Origin of the sequence: Suttonella sp. R2A3 (assembly GCF_021513215.1) — a bacterium.
Taxonomy (GTDB): domain Bacteria; phylum Pseudomonadota; class Gammaproteobacteria; order Cardiobacteriales; family Cardiobacteriaceae; genus JAHUUI01.
This window is the reverse complement of sequence record NZ_CP090975.1, coordinates 1,431,684-1,446,755: the sequence shown is the minus strand read 5'-3', so window position 1 is coordinate 1,446,755 and position 15,072 is coordinate 1,431,684. Positions and strand designations below refer to the sequence as shown.

15 protein-coding genes are annotated in these 15,072 nt (G+C 47.1%); 10 read left to right on the top strand and 5 right to left on the bottom strand.

Features of this window, described 5'->3' with window-relative positions; translation table 11 throughout:
* Complete coding sequence (locus tag L0B52_RS06920; RefSeq protein ID WP_235064001.1) at positions 1 to 3,096, top strand: type I restriction endonuclease subunit R; 3,096 nt, start codon at positions 1 to 3, stop codon at positions 3,094 to 3,096.
* A gap of 177 nt (positions 3,097 to 3,273) precedes the next feature.
* Here L0B52_RS06920 and L0B52_RS06915 read toward each other — a convergent pair whose 3' ends face one another.
* The 4 genes from L0B52_RS06915 to L0B52_RS06900 form a co-directional block, all read right to left on the bottom strand.
* Entirely contained in the window at positions 3,274 to 3,447 is a 174-nt protein-coding gene (locus L0B52_RS06915) for a hexameric tyrosine-coordinated heme protein (protein ID WP_235064000.1), read from the bottom strand.
* 55 nt (positions 3,448 to 3,502) lie between these two features.
* Positions 3,503 to 4,204, bottom strand: coding sequence for a DUF6977 family protein (locus L0B52_RS06910; RefSeq protein WP_235063999.1), 702 nt, complete (start codon positions 4,202 to 4,204; stop codon positions 3,503 to 3,505).
* 96 nt (positions 4,205 to 4,300) lie between these two features.
* Positions 4,301 to 5,401, bottom strand: a complete 1,101-nt coding sequence (locus L0B52_RS06905; RefSeq protein WP_235063998.1) for a DarT ssDNA thymidine ADP-ribosyltransferase family protein — start codon at positions 5,399 to 5,401, stop codon at positions 4,301 to 4,303.
* Between the two features lie 218 nt (positions 5,402 to 5,619).
* Entirely contained in the window at positions 5,620 to 6,219 is a 600-nt protein-coding gene (locus tag L0B52_RS06900) for a class I SAM-dependent methyltransferase (RefSeq protein ID WP_235063997.1), read from the bottom strand.
* 175 nt (positions 6,220 to 6,394) lie between these two features.
* Between L0B52_RS06900 and L0B52_RS06895 the strand changes: the two genes are divergently transcribed.
* The gene (locus L0B52_RS06895) at positions 6,395 to 6,880 is read left to right on the top strand and encodes a DUF4442 domain-containing protein (protein ID WP_235063996.1); all 486 of its coding nucleotides are present in this window, start codon (positions 6,395 to 6,397) and stop codon (positions 6,878 to 6,880) included.
* A 5-nt stretch (positions 6,881 to 6,885) separates the two neighbouring features.
* Here L0B52_RS06895 and L0B52_RS06890 read toward each other — a convergent pair whose 3' ends face one another.
* The gene (locus L0B52_RS06890; protein WP_235063995.1) at positions 6,886 to 7,746 is read right to left on the bottom strand and encodes an alpha/beta fold hydrolase; all 861 of its coding nucleotides are present in this window, start codon (positions 7,744 to 7,746) and stop codon (positions 6,886 to 6,888) included.
* A gap of 261 nt (positions 7,747 to 8,007) precedes the next feature.
* Between L0B52_RS06890 and L0B52_RS06885 the strand changes: the two genes are divergently transcribed.
* The 8 genes from L0B52_RS06885 to nagA are packed head-to-tail and all read left to right on the top strand — an operon-like array spanning position 8,008 to position 15,069.
* Positions 8,008 to 8,784 (top strand): DeoR/GlpR family DNA-binding transcription regulator, encoded by a 777-nt coding sequence (locus L0B52_RS06885; protein WP_235063994.1) that lies wholly within the window; start codon positions 8,008 to 8,010, stop codon positions 8,782 to 8,784.
* 4 nt (positions 8,785 to 8,788) lie between these two features.
* Positions 8,789 to 10,075: a class II D-tagatose-bisphosphate aldolase, non-catalytic subunit gene (locus L0B52_RS06880; protein ID WP_235063993.1), complete on the top strand. Its 1,287-nt coding sequence runs from the start codon at positions 8,789 to 8,791 to the stop codon at positions 10,073 to 10,075.
* Entirely contained in the window at positions 10,072 to 11,241 is a 1,170-nt protein-coding gene (locus L0B52_RS06875; RefSeq protein WP_235063992.1) for an SIS domain-containing protein, read from the top strand. Before L0B52_RS06880 ends, L0B52_RS06875 begins: the two co-directional genes overlap by 4 nt.
* Positions 11,242 to 11,254: 13 nt before the next feature.
* Positions 11,255 to 11,737 (top strand): PTS N-acetylgalactosamine transporter subunit IIB, encoded by a 483-nt coding sequence (gene agaV / locus L0B52_RS06870; protein WP_235063991.1) that lies wholly within the window; start codon positions 11,255 to 11,257, stop codon positions 11,735 to 11,737.
* A gap of 2 nt (positions 11,738 to 11,739) precedes the next feature.
* Positions 11,740 to 12,537: a PTS N-acetylgalactosamine transporter subunit IIC gene (gene agaW / locus L0B52_RS06865; protein WP_235063990.1), complete on the top strand. Its 798-nt coding sequence runs from the start codon at positions 11,740 to 11,742 to the stop codon at positions 12,535 to 12,537.
* Complete coding sequence (locus tag L0B52_RS06860) at positions 12,537 to 13,457, top strand: PTS system mannose/fructose/sorbose family transporter subunit IID (RefSeq protein WP_235063989.1); 921 nt, start codon at positions 12,537 to 12,539, stop codon at positions 13,455 to 13,457. Before agaW ends, L0B52_RS06860 begins: the two co-directional genes overlap by 1 nt.
* Before the next feature lie 57 nt (positions 13,458 to 13,514).
* Entirely contained in the window at positions 13,515 to 13,946 is a 432-nt protein-coding gene (gene agaF / locus L0B52_RS06855; RefSeq protein WP_235063988.1) for a PTS galactosamine/N-acetylgalactosamine transporter subunit IIA, read from the top strand.
* Complete coding sequence (nagA, locus tag L0B52_RS06850) at positions 13,933 to 15,069, top strand: N-acetylglucosamine-6-phosphate deacetylase (protein ID WP_235063987.1); 1,137 nt, start codon at positions 13,933 to 13,935, stop codon at positions 15,067 to 15,069. The genes agaF and nagA overlap by 14 nt, the downstream gene beginning before the upstream one ends.
* The last annotated feature ends 3 nt before the right edge of the window (positions 15,070 to 15,072 follow it).

Sequence of the window (15,072 nt, the reverse complement as noted above, 5' to 3'; positions counted from 1 at the left end):
ATGTATAGCTACAAAACCATCGCGGAAAGTAATCAGTTTATTATTCTCGATCGCTACGAGCGCGATTGGCAGGCGCAAGAAACGTATCAAAACGAGGATCAGCTTGAGCGCGAGTTTATCGCGGATTTGCAGCATCAAGGCTATGAACAGGCAAACATCAAAACCCCACAAGAGATGCTTGCTAATGTGCGCGTGCAGCTTGAAGCGCTGAATAAAGTACGCTTTAGCAACAGCGAATGGCAGCGCTTTGTGGTTGAGTATTTAGACCATCCCAGCGATGGTATCGTTGAGAAAACGCGCAAAGTGCATGATAACTATATTCATGATTTTGTGTTTGATAATGGGCGAATTCAAAACATTTATCTGTTCGATAAAAAGAGCCTGGTGCGCAATAAGCTGCAAGTGATCAAGCAGTTTGAGCAAACCGGCAGCTACGCTAACCGCTATGATGTGACGATCTTGGTCAACGGCCTGCCTTTGGTGCAGATTGAGCTGAAAAAACGCGGCGTGGCGATTCGTGAGGCGTTTAATCAGATTCACCGCTACAGTAAAGAGAGCTTTAATAGCGAGAATTCGTTGTATAAATTCCTGCAGGTGTTTGTGATCTCAAACGGCACAGACAGTCGCTATTTCGCCAACACCACCAAACGCGATAAACACAGCTTTGATTTCACCATGAATTGGGCGAAATCGGACAATAAGCTAATTGTCGATTTAAAAGATTTTACCGCGACGTTTTTCCAGAAAAACACCCTGCTCAATGTGCTGTTTCAATATACGGTGTTTGATGTGAGCGATACGCTTTTGGTGATGCGGCCGTATCAAATTGCCGCTACTGAGCGCATTTTGTGGAAAATCAAAAGTGCGTACGAGGCGAAAAAATGGCGCACGAATGAAGGCAGCGGCTATATTTGGCACACCACAGGCAGCGGCAAAACGCTCACCAGCTTCAAAGCAGCAAGGCTTGCCACCGAGCTGGAGTTTATTGATAAGGTGTTTTTTGTGGTCGATCGCAAAGATCTCGACTACCAAACGATGAAAGAATATCAGCGCTTTTCGCCCGATAGCGTGAATGGTTCAGACAGCACCGCTGGGCTGAAAGCGAATCTGATGAAAGATGATAATAAGATTATTGTCACCACCATCCAAAAGCTCAATAATTTGATGAAAAGCGAAAAAAGCCTGCCGGTGTATGATCAGCAGGTGGTGTTTATTTTTGATGAATGCCATCGCAGTCAGTTTGGCGAGGCGCAGAAGAATTTAAAGCAGAAGTTTAAACAATTCTACCAATTTGGCTTTACCGGCACGCCGATTTTCCCTGAAAATGCCTTAGGTAGCGAAAGCACAGCCTCGGTGTTTGGTGAACAGCTGCATAGCTATGTGATCACCGATGCGATCCGTGATGATAAGGTGCTGCGGTTTAAGGTGGATTATAACGATGTGCGACCGCAGTTTAAGCAATTTGAGCAAGAGCAGAATGTTGAAAAATTAAGCGCGGCTGAAAACAAAAAAGCACTGCTTCATCCTAAGCGGATTGAGGAAGTCTCGCAGTATGTATTAGCGAAATTCCGCCAAAAAACGCACCGTTTAAACCCTGGTGCGAAAGGGTTTAACGCGATGTTTGCTGTGAGCAGCGTTGAGGCGGCGAAGCTGTATTATGAAACGCTACATAGGCTGCAACAAGATAGCGATAAGCCGCTGAAAATCGCGACCATCTTTTCTTTTGCCGCGAATGAAACGCAAGATGCGATCGGCGATATACCCGATGAAGGCTTTGAGGTTTCTGCGCTCAATAGCTCGAATAAAGAGTTCTTAAGCAAAGCGATTAATGATTACAACGAGATGTTCGGCACAAGCTATAGCGTTGATAGCAAAGGTTTTCAGAATTATTACCGCGATCTGGCGAAAAAGGTTAAAAACCAAGATATTGATTTGCTGATTGTGGTCGGGATGTTCTTAACTGGCTTTGATGCGCCGCAGCTAAATACCTTGTTTGTCGATAAAAATCTGCGCTATCACGGCTTGATTCAGGCGTATTCGCGCACCAACCGCATTTATGATGCGACCAAGAGCTTTGGCAATATCATCACCTTTAGGGATCTTGAACAAGCGACCGTTGACGCGATCACTTTGTTTGGCGAGAGCAATACGCGAAATGTGGTGTTAGAAAAGCGCTTTGAAGAATACATCAAGGGCTTTACCGATATCGCGACTGGACAAGCCAAGCGTGGCTATACCGAGGTGGTCACAGAGCTGACAAGCCGATTCCCTGATCCGAGCGAGATTGAGAGAGAAAAAGACAAAAAAGCGTATGCCAAGCTGTTTGGTGAGTATTTGCGCATTGAAAATATCTTACAGAACTACGATGAATTTACCAGCTTGCGCGCGCTGCAACGCGTTGATTTAGACGATGCAAACGCAGTGGAGGCTTTTAAAAACGAGCATTATTTGGAAGATGAAGACCTTGAGAAGCTGAAGGTTATTCCGGTGCTTTCTGAGCGTGCGCTGCAGGATTATCGCTCTAGCTATAACGACATCCGCGATTGGCAGCGTCAGCAAAAAGCGAATGAGGCTGAAGGCCAATCTAGCCTGGATTGGGATGATGTGGTGTTTGAAGTGGATTTGCTGAAATCACAAGAAATCAACTTAGACTATATCCTTGAGCTGATTTTCGAGCATAACAAAGCGCTCAAAACCAAGGATGATTTAAAAGACGAAGTGCGGCGCATTATCCGCGCCAGCTTAGACAACCGCGCGAAAGAAGATTTGGTGATGGCTTTTATCAACCAAACCGAGCTTGATGCGCTAGAAGATGCTGCGAGTGTGATTGATGCGTTTTACACCTTTGCCCAAGGCGAGCTGAATGATGAGGCGCAAGCCTTAGTGCAAGAGAATGATTTAAATGATGACGCAGCTAAGCGCTATATTTCAGCGTCGCTGAAAAAAGGCTATGCCAGCGAAAACGGCACCGCGCTGAATAAAATCTTGCCAAAAATGGGCCCGCTTGATCCTGAGTATTTAACCAAAAAACAAAGTGTGTTCGAGAAAATCGCCGCTTTTGTCGATAAATTTAAGGGCATCGGCCGCTGGCAGTAGACGTGTTTTCTCGCCCTTCAGATGTTTATGTGAGTGCACTTTTACCTAGCATCCGTTAGAGCAAGCCTAACCAAAAAGAACCCAGCGTCTGTGTACTGGGTTGCTCATCTTATTTTGTTATTAATCGCGCCAGTAGTTATTGGCTGCCGCAACGGTTTGGAAATTAATGGCGATGACTTAAGAAGACCATATTAAGCTGTCTGCATCTTCGCCATAACCTGGTCTTAGTTTGTCGCGAATTTCTGCTGAAGGTTGGGTGTATTTCACGCCCATTCGCGCTAATTTGATGGCTAATTCATAGCCTTGCTGTGGACCATCGGTTATTAAACTATCTAACCATTGTTCTGACATCGTCGACTCCTCATTTGATGATTCCTATGTACTATACTCACAACGTCTATTAGACTTATAGTAGTCCAGGTTGTTTCTGTGTATTTTCAATTGCATTACTTACTGGCCATTTTTTAAGAATATCAAAATATGCCTTACTGTCACCGAGAACATCACTTATTAAATTACGCATCGTTAATGCCCTGAAAAGTGCAACCGAGTAGGCTTGACAGTTTATAGATTTTTTGGGGTTAAATTCTATATCTGTAAAGGCGTCATATTGTTCTAACTGCTCTACAAGGTCCTCATTTTTTGCCAAGGTATTAATGTAAATCCAGTCATAAAATGCTGTTTTTGGTTCAAGAGGCCACTTTTCATTAAACAGATCGAATTCAATAAGTCTTCCCGATTCCTGTAAACGTTTATCTTTTTTTGCTATTCTTGAACTTGCATTTAAAAGATCACGATACGGTCCCCCTTCCTCAAATACTTTGCTAGATTGAAATAATGACTCTACCGTGAATGCTTTTTCTCGCTTTTTTGTTGTTCCTTTTAAGTTGAACGCACTTAAATTTACACCGAGATCGTTCTTAGATTTACTCGATATTTCAAGTGGCTTTGTACAAATATTTAGGCGCATAGCTGCATCATGCAGTGATAAAATAGATTTTTGCTTTTGACTCACAGCCATCCCTGGACTCCATTCAAAATCCACGTATTCTGTACTTACTAGCAAATTTCCTGATGCTTGCGGTATAAAAATTGGTCTGCTGGCCATAATATATTTCTATGTGTTGATTATGTTATAAAAGTCGAAGTTATTTCACCGTTCGATGTTCGATCATCTCCCCAATATTCGAAGTCTTCTCTATACTTAAAAGTCGGGCATGTTATCGTCCGATATTTGATCATTTCTCCAATATTCGAAGTCTTTCCTGTACTTAAAAAGTGACTCGTCGTGTCGGATTTTAAAATGATGTAAACCAGGCAAATCCTCTATAGTTTGCCAGCTTCGTATACTTTCTTTATTATGAATTTTACCTTCTTCTTTTACAAAGATATCTAAAATGTAATTTGGGCTAACCGGTTCTAAAATAAGAACTTCAGCTTGTGGATCAGTAGGATAGTTATCAGGAATACCCAAGTCACTACGTTTAATATTTGGTGGCCTATCCTCAAACATCGCAGCAAATGAATTAAAGCTCTTTCTTTCTTCGATAGGTATTTTATTTACTTTACTTGATGCCGCATTAGTGACACAAAATGCACAAGGAATTTCCCATAAGATCCTAGGATCAAGCTTTAGCACTGCCCAATCCTTCTCTCGATTATTTTTTTGAAGCTTAAAGAACATTTTATAGTTAGGGAACGATATAGAAGTACACACAGCATCAGCCACACCATCATAACGATGTGGGTCATTAGATACTGAATACAGCCCTCTCTTTGCTATAGTTTTCTTCCCAAGGATTCCATGATTTATGATCCCATCCACATTATCGAATGTTGTAAAGTGGATCAACGATGAAATCCCACATCTTTTCACAAAATTTTTAATTTCATCAGCATCAGGAATAGGATAAATTGGGCGGTTTGCTACCATTGAAATATCAACAACTTTCCCTTTATTAATGACGATTCTCGGCCGGGGTTCGTCTAACGGCTCAAAGCAGTCTAAAAAATAATCTATACTATTTTCTTTTTGTTCCTCAATGACCATTTCGCCTGTGTACCATTCAGCCAATATAGGCTCTCCGTCTTTTAGAGTGTAGTTGCCCCCAAGATCAACAAGGTATAACCCCCCATTTTTTATCTCCCAAGTCCCAATATATTCTCGCCAGCAAAATGAAGCAACTCCGTATTTTGCGGAATATAAAATTCGGGGATGATTTTTAGGCAACTCAGGGCATAAACCAGCATCTACACCTATTTTCTTTCCATCTATAATAAATATCTCTGAGCTTTGAAACGTCATAAAGTTCCTCACAGTGATCTAGACAAATAACAAACCATTCATAGGCACACACTACAACATCCCTATAATTCACTTGTTAACAATTATTTATAACACCAAGCCTTGCTGGTTTCAATTTTTATCGATAGATTAATTTGGACAGACACCAAAATATTTTTCATCGGAAATCTTAGGGTTTTTATATTATATACACTATCAATTAAAACACTGAATACAGTTTAGTCTTTGCGTGCAACCACCTGCACCACGGCGCTTTCGCCATAATGATTAGTCCCTTCGTTGATTGTGCGCTCAACTTCTGCGCCGATGATAAATTCTAAATCTTTTAGCTCTTCTTTTAGGTCAGCTAGCGACATTAAGTAGTCCTTATTCTCAGCCGGTGGCCCACCAACGCCGCTCATGGTTAATTGGCGCTCGGTGTAGGCCTCTAATAAAAACACCCCGTCTTTTTTTAATCCACGAATCGCGCGTTGATGCAGGTCTTGACGCACCTTGGGCGGTACATGAGCAAAGATCGAAACAATGCCGTCCCAGGCGTTATCGCCCAAATCATAATCGGCGAGATCGGAAATTTTGGTGATAATGGTTACGCCGTTTTCTGCGGCTAATTTTTGCGCCTTGTTTAAGCCAACCGAAGATTGATCCACCCCAGTGACTTGATAGCCAAGTTTGGCGAGAAATACAGCATTTCTGCCCTCACCTTCGGCCAAACAAAGCACACGACCACCTTTAGGAATGTGTGCATACTCAGCTTTTAGAAAATCATTCGGTTCACGTCCATAGACGTACTCATCACCACTAAATCGTTGATCCCACATAAGGTTTATCCTTTTATCAAAAATTTATTCACCGCGATAATCAAAGCAGTGTAACAACAAGTCAGAGATTATTTTAGGCGTTATTACGCAGTATGGACATTTATACAGGCATGTTTTACTGATTTAGCGTTCGTTCACGCTATAATGCGCGATTGATTCAAACGATTGTCTGATAATGAAAGCTTGGTTGTTTCGTCATCCTAACGTGCTGCGTTGGGTGTTTAATTTTTGGCCGCCTTTTTTGTTCACTGGGATTTGGGTGGAGGCGATCAATCGCGAGTTTACCTACGCTCGTGTGCGTTTGCGCTCATCGCCCTTTACGCGCAACATCAACGGCAGCCAATACGGCGGCAGCTTGTTCTCAATGACCGACCCGGTTTATGCGACTTTAATGCTCGGCGTGCTCGGTTGGCAGCGCTATTACATTTGGGATCGCGCGGCGACGGTTGAATATATCGCCCCTGGGCATGGCCCGGTCTTTTTTGAGGCGAAGATCAGCGAAGCGTTTATCGAAGAAGCGTGCGCGGCCACAGAGAGTGGCGAAAAATACGAACCGATCATTCACGGACAGATTGTTGATCGCAAAGGAACAGTGGTTGCCGAGGTGACGCGTACGCTATACATTCGTCTGCGGCCTAAATACCGCCCGAATAACGATTAAGCGCTCTAAATATGCTTTTCAAGCCACTCGGTGAGCAGTGGCCAAAGCGTGTCGCGACTTTTACGGCTGAAAAAACGCATATGCCCGATATGGGAAACACCATAATCCTTAGGCTCAAGACGTGTTGTGGTATGCTCGGCGGCGCTAAACACACGCTGCATATCAAACACATTCGCCTCACAAGCAATCTCATCATCGCTGAGATAAATCCATTGTATCGGCAGGTTCAGCGTGTGATAGCTGTGCTCGAATACCGTTTTATCAAACGCGGTTTCGACATATCCACGACCGTTGCACCATGTCGCCCACTGCGCAGCTACGGCTTTAGGCAGCGGCTCACCCATGCCAACCCAGGATGATTGGGTGTAGCCAAAAATCGCGTTGCTCAGCGGAATAAAGCCATTCATAAAGAAATGCGCTTTGGCTTTGAATGGCTGGTCCATGTTTTTTAAGCAGCCTGATGAACTCGCGACCAAAAACGCCGAATTCAACGCCTGCGCACCTTCCATCAAGCCGAGCAATTGCCCACCCGCGCTATGACCAATCAGATGGTACGCACAATCAGGAAACTGCTGTTTCAGCGCGCGAAAAACAGCACTCATGTCTTGCCTGCCCCAGCTCTCTAAACTTGCCGGACAACCCTTCAGACGACCAGATAATGACTCACCGATGCCATGGTTATCAAAGGTGATCACCCCATAGCCCACTTCGGCCAGCCAGGTAGCGATCGCTTGATAGAACGTGCGCTTGATGCCAGTGGCTGGCGCGATCATCAGCGCCGTTTTTGCCTGAGTATCGGGGCGAAACAGTGTAGCCGCTAAAAATAACCCATCGCCGGCATCAATGGTTAAGGGTTCGATGGTCATAACGCACCTCAAAAATAAGCAGGGTTTATTATAATCATCAAACGTTTGTTCGTCAAAAGCCTCTTTTACCAATCATAGTGTGTCTTTTAGTCACCTAAGTGACTTATTTTACGCGACTTTATGAACGTAACACAAAATTGATAAGCAAAACCAATTGTGTCAATTGGTGTGTGGATTTATTTGTATTTCACACATAAATTAACATATAATAACAACTATATTTTTATTTCCACATTTTTCAACATGGCGCATCTAACCTCTGTGAGTCGACGCGAACTCATCCAAAGACGTTTACTGGATGAGGGTAGCGTGTCTTCGGCAGCGCTCGCTGAAGAGTTTAGCGTCTCTTTGATGACGATTTATCGTGATCTTGATTACCTACAAACCTTAGGGCTCGCCAAGCGAAAATCTGGCGGTGCTGTGCTGCGTCAGCGGTTTTTCACCGCCGAACAAGACAGCGAAGACACGCCGAATATTCAAAGCGCCAAAGAACGCATCGGGCATTACGCCGCCCATCATTTAGTCGATGGCAAAGAAGGCGCCATTATTATTGGTGCCGGCACAACCACGCTAGAAATGGCACGTGCCCTGCCTGATCTGCCGATTAATGTGATGGCGAACAGCCTCGCAGCCCTTGGTGCGCTGAGTTTGCACCAACACACCAAACTGTATGCCCTAGGCGGCGAGCTGCGTAAAGACATTATGGCGTTTGGTGGCACCATGGCGCACGCCAACCTAAAAACCTACCATTTTTCTAAAGCTTTTATCGGGATTGACGGGATTGACGCCGATGCCGCGCTCACAAGCGGCAACGAACTCAACGCCCGGCTAACTGAATTAATGGCTGAACATGCTGAGGAAGTGTATTTGCTGGCCGATGTGCGCAAATTCGGACAGCGCGCATTCCGTCATGTGCTCTCTCTCAGCCAAATCAACGGCATTATCACTGATCAAGAGATTCCTAAGCCCTTTTTGGAGCTTTGCGAAGAACATCATGTACAGGTCATGATTGCCGATTCAACGAATAAAGAGGATTAACACTGTGTGCGAAAACAAACTTCAATCCATTATTGGCGAACACAAACGCAGCGGCAAAGGCGGTGTGGTCTCGGTGTGCAGTGCGCACCCGATGGTCTTACGCGCAGCGGCTGCCAGCGCTAAAGCCTATGATGCGTTGTTGTTGATTGAATCAACCTCCAACCAAGTCGATCAATTTGGTGGCTACACCGGCCTAACTCCGAGCGAATTTATCACGCAAACGCGTGATGCCATGCTGAATGAAGGTGTCAGCGAAGAACGGCTTGTATTCGGCGGCGACCATCTCGGTCCCAATGCCTGGCAAGATAAACCAGCAGACGAGGCGATGGATTTAGCTGAAGAGCTGATCCGTCAATACGCGCAAGCCGGCTTTGCGAAAATCCACCTCGATTGCAGCATGAGCTGTGCGGATGATCCTGTGCCGCTGGATGATGTTACGGTTGCCAAACGCGCTGCGCGCCTGTGTGTGGCGGCTGAAGAAGCGAGCAAAGACAGCCCTTACGCTGGGAAGATTGTCTATATTATTGGCACAGAAGTGCCTGTGCCCGGTGGTGCGCAAGAAGATCTTGATATACTCACGCCAAGCAGCGCTGATGATGCACGTCAGACGTACCGTGTGCATCAAGACATTTTTGCCGAACACGGCTTAGAGGCGGTTTGGTCGCGCGTGGTCGGTTTGGTCGTTCAACCCGGTGTGGAATTTGATCACCATCAAGTCATCGCCTATCAGCCAGAGGCTGCCCAGGAATTGGTCGCCTTGGCTGATGAGTTTGACCATGCGTTATTTGAAGCGCATTCCACCGATTATCAAACCCCGAGCGCATTCAAAGCGCTAGTACGCGATCATTTTGCGATTTTAAAGGTCGGCCCGGCACTCACCTTTGCTTACCGTGAGGCTGTTTTTGCGCTTAGCCGCGCGTTGCGCGAATTTCGCCCTGAAGCTAGGGTCGACGTTGAGGCGGTGTTAGAGGCGGTGATGTGCGCCGAGCCTAGTCGTTGGCAAAAGTACTACCACGGTAATAAGCATGAGCTGGCACTACTGCGCCGCTATAGTTTGTCTGATCGCGCGCGCTATTACTGGCCAAATGACGCGATTCAAGCTGAGTTGGCGCGGCTGGTTGAAGCATTCAACGAACAGCCTTTGCCTTATGGCGTCTTACATCAATATTTGGGACAAGCACTAGAGGCTTGTCATGAACAAGGGCTAAACCCTAATGCTGAGCAGTTGATCATCCAACACATTCGTTTAGCGCTCAACCCTTACTATCAAGCGATTACGGAGGCCTTATGATCGGCGCTTATGATGCAACCTATTTTGCCGAAAAAGGCGCAACGGCCACCGCACGAGAAATCGCCGGACAAGGCACACAGTGGCGCAAAATTACCGCCCTTTTAGAACGCGATGAGGCTGCGATTAGCCAGCTTGCCGGCGTGCTGACTGACGCGAATGCGTTGATTGGCTTTAGCGGCGCTGGCACATCAGCGTATGTTGGCGATATCGCTGCGGCTGAAGTGAGCACATTCTCACCAGCGCACTGTCACTCAATAGCGAGCACAGATCTCGTCAGTCGGCCTAGTGCTTGCCTGCCTCACGATGCACATGGGCTGTTTTTTGCCTTCGCACGCTCAGGCAACTCACCAGAAAGCTTAGACAGCATCGAGAAAATCGCTCAGATCGCGCCAGATATGCAGCCTGTAGCGGTTACCTGCAATCCTAACGGCAAACTGGCGAAAGATACGCGTGCTTACAGCCTGTTGATGCCACCAGAAACACATGACGAAAGTTTTGTCATGACTTCAAGCTTTTCAACAATGACGCTTTATACCACGCAATGTTGCCGTAAAGCCTGCGGACAACCGTTGGCCGACATTGCCGCACTAGCCGATGTCAGCGACGCGATCAACAAGACCGGCTACGACAGCCCTGCTTTTGATGCCCTCACCCAAGCAAAACGTTTGATTTTCCTCGGCAGCAACACACTATATGGCGCAGCCAAAGAGTCTGCACTGAAGATTCTTGAGATGACCGCTGGCGAGATCCCAACGATGGCGGAAACGTCTTTGGGCGTGCGCCATGGGCCTAAATCATTGATCAATCAAGATACAGTTGTCACGGTATTTGCCAGCAATGATGCGTACACGCAGCAGTTTGATGCCGATATTATTCATGAGCTCGCTGAAGATCAGCAGGCGGCTAAAGTTGTCGTGATCGCGAGTGAAGCATTTTTCACCCGCTACCCTGCGCTGCGTGAGCATCCTCGCGTTGCAGCCCTCACCCACCCTCAGGCAATCAATCAGGCCGCTGATGATGGATTGGCGGTGTTAGGCGTGCAATACGCGCAGCTACTTGGTCTGCGCCGCTCAATCGCGCTTGGTATTTCCCCAGATAACCCTTGTCCGAGTGGACAGGTTAATCGCGTCGTACAAGGCGTAACCCTTTACCCCTATCACATCTAACCCAGGAGTCGCTATGCCCAATATTTTACTCACCCGTATAGACAACCGTCTGATCCACGGACAAGTCGGCATGACTTGGACGAATTGGTTAGGCGCTAATTTAGTGTTGGTCGCTGATGACTTACTCGCTGCTGACGAAACACAGCAATCTTTAATGGACATGGCGATTTCAGGGAGCGCAGAATCGCGTTATTTCACCCTGCAAAAAACGATCGACGTCATTCATAAAGCGGCTGATCGACAAAAGATTTTTATGGTGGTTCGCACCCCACAAGCGGCATTGCAATTAGTTGAAGGCGGTGTGCCGATTCCAGCAATTAACGTGGGCAACCTGCATTATGCCGAAGGCAAAAAACAGGTCACGAAAGTTATTTCTGTGAGCGAAGATGACATTCGTTGTTTCCGCGCATTGGAAGAAAAAGGCGTTCATTGCACAGCACAAGGTACGCCTGATGACAAGAAAACCCCTATCCTTTCTTTAATCAACCAGGAGTAATCATGGAAACCTTAGCAGATGTCACCTTATGGCAAGCCTTAGGCGTCGCCATTTTTGCAGGGATCGCCGGGATCGATTTATTTAACGTGCTCACGCACATTCACCGCCCGATTATCGCCGGCCCGATTGTCGGCCTCATCTTAGGCGACCCAGAAAAAGGGCTGATCGCCGGTGCAACATTTGAATTGATGTGGATGGGCTTGGTGCCGCTTGCTGGCGCACAACCACCAAACGTGGTGCTCGGCGGAATTATCGGGACAGCGTTTGCGATCGTTACCGGACAGACCGCTGAACAAGCAATTCTCGTTGCCGTACCATTCGCGATTTTTGTGCAAATTTGTATCACCTTCCTATTCACAGCATACTCGCCGCTGATGAGTGTGGCCGATCGCTATGTGAAAAACCTCAATTTTGCCGGGATCGCCAATTTGAACTACCTCGGCATGACGATTCTCTTTGTGTTTTATTCAGTCATCGCTTTTTCGGTGATTTATTTTGGTGCTGATGCCGCGAAACAGTTAGTCACCTTGATTCCTAAATGGATCACTGACGGCCTGCAAGTGGCTGGTAGTTTAATGCCGGCGATTGGTTTTGGTATTTTGCTCAACATCATGCTGCAGCGCCAATACATCGCCTACTATTTGCTAGGCTTCCTGCTCGCTGCTTATTTCCAGCAGCCGTTGTTAGCGATTGCTTTGGTCGGGTTGGTCTTTGCGCTGATCGAATACTATCTGCGCGACAGTGCGCCAGAAAAAGCCACTGCTAATAATACCGTCGTCGAAGAAGAGGAGGGCATCTAATGACTACACAACAGCAAGATATGATCAATAACGACGTTTACGAAGATCAGCAAACCCCACAAGTCATCACGCCTAAAGATATTCGTCGCATGGCGTGGCGCTCGTTGTTCTTACAAGCTTCGTTTAACTACGAACGTATGCAGGCTAATGGCTGGCTTTATACCATCATGCCAGCTCTGCGTAAGATCCATAAAAACGAAAATGACCTGAAAAAATCAATGGGCATGCATTTGGAATTCTTCAACACGCACCCATTCCTGGTCACCTTTATCTCTGGCTTGGTGCTGGCGATGGAAGAAGCTAAAGAGCGCATTGATACCATTCGCGCGATCAAAGTCTCGACTATGGGTCCAGGCGGCGGTATCGGCGATGCGGTGTTTTGGTTAACCTTGCTATCGATTTGTGGCGGGGTTGGCGCATCGTTCTCGTTGAATGGTTCTTGGTTAGGGCCAATTTTCTTCCTCGTTTTATTTAACCTAGTGCATTTCGGTATCCGCTTTGGTTTGGCGTCATACGGCTACAAAATGGGCGTATCAGCGATTAAAACCTTAAAAGACCAAACGCGTAAACTCGCGCACGCCGCGTCAATTGTCGGGTTAACCGTGATTGGGGCGATGACCGCCAGCTATGTTAAGTTAGACTCTGGCTTGCAGTTGGTGCGCGAAGTTAAAGGCGCAGACGAGCCGTTTGTTTACACCTTGCAAGGCAGCTTGATCGATCCGATCATGCCGGCATTATTGCCACTGCTTTGGACGATGTTTATCCTCTGGCGCATCAAGAAAGGCAGTTCACCACTGCGTTTGGTGCTTTGGACGGTTGTTTTTGGTCTGTTCTGCACCGTCTTACCCGTCGTGGTTAAGATGGTCTTCGGTTGGGATATTATCGATCCTGCCGTACTCAGCACCCGTATGGGCTATTAACAACCATTATCGGGTTCGCAGGCAACTGCGAACCCAAGCTAATCAATAGGAAAAACCATGATTCAACTCATAGTAACCGGGCACGGCGAGTTTGCTGAAGGCCTGTCTTCAGCCGCGCAACTGCTTTGCGGTGAGCTAAGCGATTGTCAGGTGATTAATTTTTCAGAAGGCATGAGCGGCGATGATTTCAGCGCAGCACTGAACAAAGCTGTTGAGTCGCTCGGCGAATCGCCAGTGTTATGCCTGACCGATATCCTTGGTGGCACGCCGTTTCGTGAATGCGCCAAAATCGCTATGGCACGAGAGGATTGCGAAGTGATCAGCGGTGCAAATGTGCAAATGCTGGTTGAGGCGACGATGGAGCGCGAAGACGAAGCGGATGTGCATACGCTCGCGACTATGTTGGTAGAAAGCGCTCGCGAAGGACTCACCACCCTCTCTGAACAATCTCAACAAAAAAAATCACACACTTCTGATGACGGCATCTGAGGACACGATGCAATACTACCTCCCCAATCAACTTTTTGACCGCGGCCGCTTATTAGAAGATAGGGTGCTCGCGGTGAAAGACGGCGTCAGCCAGGCGATTATCCCACGGGCGCAGCTTGATGATGCCTGCGAAGTGATTTCTGTTAACGGCACACTAAGCCCCGGCTTTGTCGAAACACAGGCTAACGGTGGTGGCGGGGTGTTATTTAATGATTCACCAGACCGTCAAGGCATTGAAACGATGCTTGCGGCGCACCGTCAATACGGCACTGTCGCGATGCTGCCCACCTTTATCACCGATACCCCCGAGCGCTATCATCAAGCGATTGCCGCGATTGCTGAAGGCGTCGAAGCAGGCATACCCGGACTGATTGGTGGACATTTCGAAGGACCGTTTCTCCATCCTGAGAAAAAAGGCACCCACCAACAACGCTTTTTCCGCACCCCGGATGATGCGGATTTTGCCTGTTTTGCCGAACATCAATCGGCCCTACAGCACAGCATTATCTCGCTTGCTCCAGAACGCCTCCCAGCCGGCACGGTCAAACGATTTCACGAGCTCGGTTTGCATATCAATATGGCGCACAGCATGGCAACTCATGACGATTTAATCGCCGCAAACAGCGAAGGGTTAACCGGCATTACCCACCTTTATAACGCGATGCGCCCGATGCAAGGCCGTGATCCTGGCCCGATTGGCAGCGCGGTCTCACTCGATTTATACGCCGGCATTATCGCTGATGGCGTTCACTCACATCCGTTTGCCTTGCGCAGCGCTTATCAGCTGCTTGGTGCTGAGCGTTTGATGCTGGTGACCGATTCTATGCACACCATCGGCACTGATATTAAAGAGTTTATGCTCACTGGACAGAAAGTGTTTGTGCGCGAAGATCGATTGGTAAACGAAGCTGGCTCGCTCGCTGGCGCACATGTGACGCTGTTGCGCTGCTTGCATAACGCCATCCGCTATATGCACGCCGATTTAGAAAGCGCACTCAAAATGGCGGTCAGCACCCCGGCAAACTATCTCGGCAGAGCCGATCTAGCCAGCATTAGCCACCGACGCTGCGCTGATATTATTTGTTTAGATGATCAGCTCGCGCTCAAAGACTGGTATCAATAGCCC